Source organism: Methylobacterium sp. M6A4_1b (assembly GCF_053345175.1).
In genome coordinates, this window is record NZ_JBKEZQ010000058.1 from 1 (window position 1) to 7,823 (window position 7,823).

Sequence of the window (7,823 nt, forward strand, 5' to 3'; positions counted from 1 at the left end):
GCCGATGAAGCCCTGCAGGTAGGCGATCTCCTCCAGGCAGGCCACCTGCAGGCCCTGGCGGTGCTGGAGCGTGCGCACGAACTCGGCCGCCTCCAGCAGGCTGTCATGCGTGCCCGTGTCGAGCCAGGCATAGCCGCGGCTCATGCGCTCCACGTGCAGTTGCCCGCGCGCGAGATAGGCCTCGTTGACGCTGGTGATCTCGAGCTCGCCCCGGGCCGAGGGCGTCACGCCGGCGGCGATGTCGAGGACCTGGTTGTCGTAGAAGTACAGGCCCGTCACCGCCCAGGGGCTCTCGGGCGTCACCGGCTTCTCGACGAGGCGTAAGGGGCGTCCGTCGGGGCCGAGGGTGACCACGCCGTAGGCCGAGGGGTCGTCGACGTGGTAGGCGAACACCGTGGCGCCGGTCTCGCGGGCGCGGGCCTGGGCCAGCATCTCGCGCATCCCCGAGCCGAAGAACAGGTTGTCGCCCAGAACCAGGGCGACGCTGTCGTCGCCGACGAACTCGCGCCCGATCAGGAAGGCCTGGGCCAGCCCCTCCGGCCGGGGCTGGAGCGCGTAGCTGAAGGACAGCCCGAACTGCTCGCCGGTGCCGAACAGGCGCTTGTAGTTGTCGAGGTGCTCGGGGCTGGAGATGATCAGGATCTCGCGGATGCCCGCCAGCATCAGCACCGAGACCGGGTAGTAGATCATCGGCTTGTCGTAGACCGGCAGCAGCTGCTTGTTGATCGACAGGGTGGCCGGGTGCAGGCGCGTGCCCGTGCCGCCGGCCAGAACGATCCCCTTCATGCCTGTGTCTCCGTCGTTGTCCGTTCGGGGCCGACCAGCCGGTCGAGGATGTCGTCCAGGGCCTGTTCCCAAGGCCGCGGCCTCAGGCCGTAGGCGGCCGTGAGGCTCGCCGTCGAGAGCACCGAATAGGCCGGCCGGCGGGCCGGGGTCGGGAAGGCGCTGGTGGGAATGGCGTCCACCGGCACCGCGCGGGCGCCGCGCCGGGCCGCGCCCGCCACGATGGCGCGGGCAAAGCCGCACCAGGTGGTGGCGCCCGCATTGACGAAGTGGTGCGTGCCGGTGGGCGCGCCGGGGTCGCGGGCCAGCGCCTGGGCGATCTGGGCCAGGCCGGCGGCGAGGTCGCCCGCGCTGGTCGGGCTGCCGTGCTGGTCGTCGACCACGCTCAGGCGCTCGCGCTCGTTCGCCAGGCGCAGCATCGTCTTGACGAAGTTGCCCCGGTGCGGGCTCATCATCCAGGCGGTGCGGATGATGGCGTGGCGCGGGTTGGCGCTGCGCACCGCGATCTCGCCGGCCGCCTTGCTGGCGCCGTAGACGCTCTGCGGGTCGACCGGCGTGTCGGGGGTGCAGGGGGCCTCGGTCCGTCCGTCGAAGATGTAGTCGGTGGAAACGTGCACGAGCGGGATGCCGGCCTCTGCGGTGGCCGCGGCGAGCAGTGCCGGTGCCACCGCGTTCAGGCTCCAGGCCGCGGCGATCTCGCTCTCGGCCCGGTCGACCGCGGTGTAGGCGGCCGCGTTGACCACCGCCGCGTAGGGGCGCGCGCCGAGAGCCGCCGCGATCGCGGCGGCGTCGGTGACGTCGAGGGCCGTGCGGCTCGGGGCGTGCAGGCGCGTGCCCGCGTCCCAGAGCGCCGGCGCCTGCAGCTCGGTGCCGACCTGGCCGGCCCCGCCGAGGATCAGGATGTCGCGCGGTGCGGCGTTCTCGGAGGCTGCCATCGGGCTCACCCCGCCTTCGGGGCGGTGCCCAGGCCGAGGCGCTCGCCGGTGTAGCGGCCCTCGCGGATCGGGCGCCACCAGGCCTCGTTGGCGAGATACCAGCGCACGGTCTCCTCCAGGGCGCGCTCGAAGTCCTGGGTCGGGTGCCAGCCGAGCTCGGCCTCGGCCTTGGCGGGGTCGATGGCGTAGCGCCGGTCGTGGCCGGGCCGGTCGGCGACATAGGTGATCAGCCGCGCGTGGGGGGCCTGCTCCGGGCGCAGGCGGTCGAAGGCGGCGCAGAGCGCCTGGACCACGCCGAGGTTGTTGCGCACCGCGCGCCCGCCGAGCAGGTAGGTCTCGCCGACCCGGCCCCGCTCCAGCACGGCCACGAGGCCGCGGGCATGGTCCTCCACGTGGATCCAGTCGCGCTCGTTCAGGCCGTCGCCGTAGACGGGCAGCGGCTTGCCCTCCAGCGCGTTGAGGATCATCAGCGGGATGAGCTTCTCGGGGAAGTGGCGCGGGCCGTAGTTGTTCGAGCAGTTGGTGACCAGGACGGGCAGGCCGTAGGTCTCGTGCCAGGCGCGGGCGAGATGGTCGGAGGCGGCCTTCGAGGCCGAGTAGGGCGAGCGCGGGTCGTAGCGGCTCGCCTCGGTGAAGAAGCCGTCGGGCGGCAGCGAGCCGTAGACCTCGTCCGTGGAGACGTGCAGGAAGCGGAAGGCCGCCTTTTCGGGTCCCGCCAGCGTCTCCCAGTGGCTGCGCGCCCCGTCGAGCAGGACCTGGGTGCCGACCACGTTGGTGCGGATGAAGGCGCCCGGATCGGTGATCGAGCGGTCGACGTGGCTCTCGGCGGCCAGGTGCATCACCGCCTCGGGCCGGAAGTCGGCGTAGAGGGCGTGCACGGCTCCCGGATCGCAGATGTCGGCCTCCACCAGGCGGTGGCGCGGGTCGTCCGCCAGCGGCTGGAGCGAGATCGGGTTGGCTGCGTAGGTGAGCGCGTCGAGGGTCGCCACTTCGTGCCCCAGATCCTGCACCAGGTGCAGCACGAGCGCCGATCCGATGAAGCCGCAGCCGCCGGTGACCAAGATGCGCATGGGATGACGGGTCTCTCGTGAGGCCGGATCGATGGACGATCCGGCGATGGGGTGATGCGGCGGGACCGGCGCCGGCCGGGCCGTTCGCCGCAAGAATCGTCCGCCGCAAGAATCGTCCGCCGCAGGAGCTTCAGAAAAGCGGCGGAAGATCGGCCAGGCGCGGGGCGACCCGGTCCTTGGCCGAGAGCTGGGCCTCGGCCTCGCTCACCGGCCAGGCGATGGCGAGCGCCGGATCGTTCCAGAGCAGGCCGCCGTCGTGCTCGGGGCTGTAGACCCCGCCGGCGACCTTGTAGGCCACCATGGTGTCGGGTTCCAGGGTGCAGAAGCCGTGCCCGAAGCCGACCGGGATGTAGAGCTGCTCGCCGCCTTGCGCATCGAGGCGCACGGCCACGTGCCGGCCGAAAGTGGGCGAGGCGCGGCGCAGGTCGACGGCGACGTCCAGGATGGCGCCGGAGAGCACCCGGATCAGCTTGGCCTGGGCCATGGGGGCGCGCTGGAAGTGCAGGCCGCGCACGGTGCCGCGCGGGGCGGAGAAGGACTGGTTGTCCTGGACGAACACGTCCGCGATGCCGGCGCGGGCCAGGATGTCGGCCCGGTAGGTCTCGCAGAACCAGCCGCGTTCATCGCCGAAGCGCGTCGGCACCACCCGCCGCACCGCCGGAATCTCCGTCTCGATCACCTGCATGCCGGAAAGACCTCGAAACCTCATAATGCTTTGCTCATGGCATCTGTTCGATGCGATATGTCAAGGTGTTACCGATCAGGAGACAGGGCTACGGGCCAACGGCACCAAGCTCGCGGCCAAGGCTCCGGTCGCGCAGGCTATTGATTACATGGTCAGGCGCTAGAGCGTATTCATTCGGTTCATTGGCAACGGCCAGATCTGCTTCTCGACGGATGGTGTTGAGAAGCCCCCATTGTCATCCCGGAAGAACTTTTTTCAGCGTCTCCTTCCAAGTAGCGACAATCCGCTCGTAAGCCTGTTCCACGCGTGCGACGTACCCGGCTTCTCGTTCGCGAATCTCCTTAATATATCATTCACGACTGAGGCCAGCCTTGCCGTAGGCCCAACGAGCGCCTGCCTTGAGCACCACTTTCCACAGTTTCATCGCCGTGAACGCCGACCGAGCGTAGGCGTACTCCATGCCGCTCATCAGGATGTGTCAGATCATCACCGCAAGTTTGCAAGCCGCGGCGACCGCGGCAACAGGTGCACCGCATTTCTTCTGCACACGGTTGAAGAAGGCCCGCAGCAGACCTGGCGCCGTCTTGGCAGACCAAGCCGTGTCTACCAGCATCTTGCGGGCGTCATCGTCGCCTTGCTTCGAGATCCTGCCGTGCCGGATGTTTTCCGGCCAGCCGGACCCTTTGGATCCGGCCGTTGTAGCTGCTGAGCCTGTCCGGAGTTGGGAAGCGAGTGATCTCGCCGATGGAGGCCAGCACAGTCGAGGCCACGACCGAACTCGTACCAGGGATCGTCATCAGCCTTTCGGTTGGAAACTCATACAACCATTTAGATCATTCGCGTTTCTTTTCTGAGTTTTGGGTCTCTAGCGCAGGAGGATCGCGATAGCACGGTCGTTATGGCTCTCGGATGAAGCCTGGGCGCGGATCGAGCCGCACCTGCCGCACGGCCAACCGAGCAATCCTCAGGTCGACGACAGGTGGGTGATCGGTGGCATCCTGCACGTCTCTAGGTGTATGGTTCCGGGATGAGGTGTGACGGGTCGATCCTGAAGGGTTCGGCCTCTTTCCTCCAGGCGCTCGGGATGAACTCGATCGGTGTCAAGCCCCGCAGGGTCTTGAGCCTACGAGCGTGATTGTAGGCATCGACGAACAGATGCAGATGCGTTCGAAGCTAGTTGTGGCTGTCGTAGTGGAAGCGCTTGACCGTGCGGTTCATTCGCTCGACCTGTCCGTTGGTCCAAGGATGATTCACCTTGGTCAGCCGATGCTCGATGTCATGCTCGTCGCAGACGCGGTCGAAGATGTGCTGGCTGTCGTAGCTATCTTGCCGACGTGGCGTGAACTGAATGCCGTTGTCCGTGAGTAAGGTGTGGATGCGGTAAGGAACCGCCTCGATGAAGTCGCGCAGGAACTGAGCAGCTTCCATCTTGCCAGCGCTCTCCACCAGTCGCACGAAGGCGAACTTGCTGGTGCGGTCGATGGCTACGAACAGCCTGAGCTTGCCCTCAGCCGTGCTCACCTCGGCAATGTCGATGTGCACGTAGCCGATGGCGTAGCTCGCAAAGCGCTGCTTCTTGGGCTTGTCGCCGTCGATCTCGGGCAGTCGGCTGATGCCGTGCCGCTCCAGACAGCGATGTAGCGACGACCGGGTCAGGTGCGGGATCGTCGGGTGCAAGCCGTAGAGGCAATCGTCGAGCGGCAACAGGGTGTGGCGCCGAAAGGCGACGATCATCGCCTCCTCCTCGATCGTGAGCACGGTGGAGCGCGGCTCTTTGGGGCCCATCCGAGCATCCGGCGTCGTCGCCCGTTTGCGCCACTTTCTGCACCGTCGTCGGACTGACGCCGTAGCGCCGGGCCAGCGCCCTTACGCTCTCTTCACGTAGCTGGATCGCGCGAAGGACTGCCCCGTCGTGGTGGCGCTTCCATGGAGAACCTGGCCCATAGCGCATCCCTCGCAGCATGATGATCAACCGTACCACCACACCGCGGGATCAAACACCATGAGCGTCTCTGCAAAGGGTTCACAGCCGGCTTGTGCGCCCCCATGTGCAGGGGATGCGACGCTACGAACTGACCGATGCGCAGTGGGAGCAGATTGCCCCGCTGCTGCCTCCGCAGAAGCCGCGCACGGAGCGGCCTGTGGAGGGTCACAGGCAAGTCCTGAACGGGATGCTCTGGATCTTGCGCACGGGTGCGCCGTGGGCGGATCTGCCGGTCCGCCATAGTGCTGTCGGGACCTCGTCGAGCCGGTTCTACCGCTGGCGGCAAGCCGGCGTATTCGACCGGGTGCTGCGGCAGTTGCAGGCGCAGGCGGATGGCCGGCGATCTCGACTGGGACCTGCACTTCGTGGACGCCACGGTGGTGCGCGCTCACCAGCACGCCGCCGGTGCACGCTGGTCTGGCGCCATCGGGGGTGAGGCGACGGTCGAGGGGATCGGTGAAGCGCTCGGGCACAGCCAGGGCGGGTTCTCGACCAAGCTGCAACTGCGGGCCGACGGCGAAGGCCAAGCCGATCGCGGCAGTGCTGACGGCCGGCGAGCGCTACGAGCCATTCGCTCTGGACGCGCTGATGGACAAAGGCGCCGTGCCGCGCTCTGGCCGAGGCCGACCGCATCTGCGTCCCCGCCGAACGGCCGAGGATCGGGGCTACTTCAGTTAACCGGCACGCCGCCGCCTCAGGCAGCGCCGGATCGAGCCGGTCATCCCAACCCGCAAGGATCAGCCGCGTCAGCCCGACTTCGACAAAGCCGCTTACCGAGAGCGCAAAAGGGTCGAGCGGCTGACCGGACGCCTCAAGCAATATCACCGCATCCCCACCCGCTATGAAAAGCGAGCGACGAATTGCCTCGCCATGGTCACGCTCGGCATGACCATGCTCTGGTTCACCTGACTTTGCAGAGGCGCCCTAGCCCTACTTTGGCAGATTGAGGGAACGCGGGAGGTTTTTGCGGATTCGCATGCCACGGTCATGAGCGTGGGTGCGCGCGATGTCAGGTGCTGGCGGATGGCGTGACGATCTGGATCGATGGCTGCAGCCGTTCCTGGCGGGCCTGTCGCATTCGGCACGCCGGGCGATGTGCCCCCTCTACGTGGCCGGTCTGATCGGCCTTGGCGACCGCAAGAGCGTCCAGCCGATAGCGGCGCGGAACGATGGGGTTCCCTATGATCGGCTGCACCACTTCATCGCCGCCGGGATCTGGGATGAGGCGCCGCTTCAGCAGGCGCTTCTCTACGAGGCCGATCGCTTGGTCGGCGGTGCAGATGCGATCCTCGTCGTCGACGACACCGCCTTGCCGAAGAAGGGCAACAACTCGGTCGGGGTCGCGCCGCAATACGCCACCACGCTGGGCAAGACCGCCAACTGCCAGACGCTGGTGTCGCTCACGCTGGCGCGCGGCGAGGTGCCCGTGGCGGTCGGCCTGGCGCTGTTCCTGCCCGAGACCTGGACGGCCGACCCGGACCGGATGGCCAGGGCCGGCGTTCCCGAGGATCGGCGCGCAGCCCGCACCAAGCTGGAGATCGCGGTCACGGAGATCGATCGGGTCCGAGAGGGTGGCGTGCGCTTCGGCTGTGTGCTGGTCGATGCGGGTTATGGCTGCTCCGCCCCGTTCCGACAGGCCCTGAGCGCGCGGCCTGAGATGGGCCGTCGGGATTTCGGGACGCAACAAGGTCTACCCGGCCGACGTGGCGATGATCTTCCCCGTCTCGGGGCGTGGGCGACCGCGCCAGCGTCATGTGCCGGATCAGGTCTCCGTCGCGGCCGAGGCGATCCTGGCAGACATGACCGGCCGGTCGGTGACCTGGCGGCACGGGACCAAGGGTCGGCTGCGGGCTCGCTTCTGTGCGTTGCGCATCCGGATGGCAGACGGTCCGACGCAACGGATCGGTACACAAGGCAACCAGCACCTGCCCGGGGAAGCCGTCTAGCTGGTGCGCGAGGAGCGAGGAGCGAGGCTCGGGCGAGCGCAAGTTCTATCTCTCGAACCTGGCCGCCGACGCGACCCTCAAGCAGCTCGCCGCTACGATCAAGGCGCGCTGGATCTGCGAGCAGGCCCACCAGCAGATGAAGGAGGAACTCGGCCTCGACCACTTCGAGGGCCGATCCTGGACGGGACTGCATCGACACGCGCTGATGACGATGATGGCCTACGCCTTCCTCCAGTCCCGCCGCCTCGCAGCGGCGGGGCGGAAAAAAAAGAATCGCCTGCCCACCGCCTCAGCCCTCGATGCCGGCGATCCGACAGGCCATCCTGGATCACCTCAGTCGGCCACCACCGCGGCGATGCCCGCACTGTGATGCTGTGCTCAATCAACCACCTTGAGATCAATCTGCCAAAGTAGTGCTAG

At 67.6% G+C, this 7,823-nt stretch carries 5 protein-coding genes and 4 pseudogenes; 3 read left to right on the forward strand and 6 right to left on the reverse strand.

Going from position 1 to position 7,823, the window contains the following annotated elements:
• The 5 genes from rfbA to ACLBWX_RS22705 form a co-directional block, all read right to left on the reverse strand.
• Nucleotides 1-786, reverse strand: a 786-nt coding sequence (gene rfbA / locus ACLBWX_RS22685) for a glucose-1-phosphate thymidylyltransferase RfbA (RefSeq protein WP_447678786.1), incomplete at its 3' end; no start/stop codon positions are given.
• Nucleotides 783-1,718, reverse strand: coding sequence for a dTDP-4-dehydrorhamnose reductase (gene rfbD, locus ACLBWX_RS22690; RefSeq protein ID WP_447678177.1), 936 nt, complete (start codon nt 1,716-1,718; stop codon nt 783-785). The genes rfbD and rfbA, both read right to left, overlap by 4 nt.
• A 5-nt stretch (nt 1,719-1,723) precedes the next feature.
• The gene (rfbB, locus tag ACLBWX_RS22695; protein ID WP_447678178.1) at nt 1,724-2,788 is read right to left on the reverse strand and encodes a dTDP-glucose 4,6-dehydratase; all 1,065 of its coding nucleotides are present in this window, start codon (nt 2,786-2,788) and stop codon (nt 1,724-1,726) included.
• 130 nt (nt 2,789-2,918) lie between these two features.
• A complete protein-coding gene (gene rfbC / locus ACLBWX_RS22700; protein ID WP_447679194.1) occupies nt 2,919-3,473 on the reverse strand; it encodes a dTDP-4-dehydrorhamnose 3,5-epimerase in 555 nt (184 codons plus the stop codon).
• A 623-nt stretch (nt 3,474-4,096) separates the two neighbouring features.
• Nucleotides 4,097-4,270 (reverse strand): transposase, encoded by a 174-nt coding sequence (locus tag ACLBWX_RS22705; RefSeq protein ID WP_447679193.1) that lies wholly within the window; start codon nt 4,268-4,270, stop codon nt 4,097-4,099.
• A gap of 87 nt (nt 4,271-4,357) precedes the next feature.
• Here ACLBWX_RS22705 and ACLBWX_RS22710 point away from each other — a divergent pair.
• Nucleotides 4,358-4,480, forward strand: a pseudogene (locus ACLBWX_RS22710) (IS5/IS1182 family transposase); the annotation flags it as partial.
• 1 nt (nt 4,481) lies between these two features.
• Here the strand turns inward: ACLBWX_RS22710 and ACLBWX_RS22715 are convergent.
• A pseudogene (locus ACLBWX_RS22715) lies at nt 4,482-5,417 on the reverse strand (IS481 family transposase).
• Nucleotides 5,418-5,530: 113 nt separating this feature from the next.
• Between ACLBWX_RS22715 and ACLBWX_RS22720 the strand changes: the two are divergent.
• Together ACLBWX_RS22720 and ACLBWX_RS22725 are read left to right on the forward strand one after the other, a co-directional pair.
• Nucleotides 5,531-6,366, forward strand: a pseudogene (locus tag ACLBWX_RS22720) (IS5 family transposase).
• A 97-nt stretch (nt 6,367-6,463) separates the two neighbouring features.
• Nucleotides 6,464-7,773, forward strand: a pseudogene (locus tag ACLBWX_RS22725) (IS701 family transposase).
• Nucleotides 7,774-7,823: the final 50 nt, after the last annotated feature.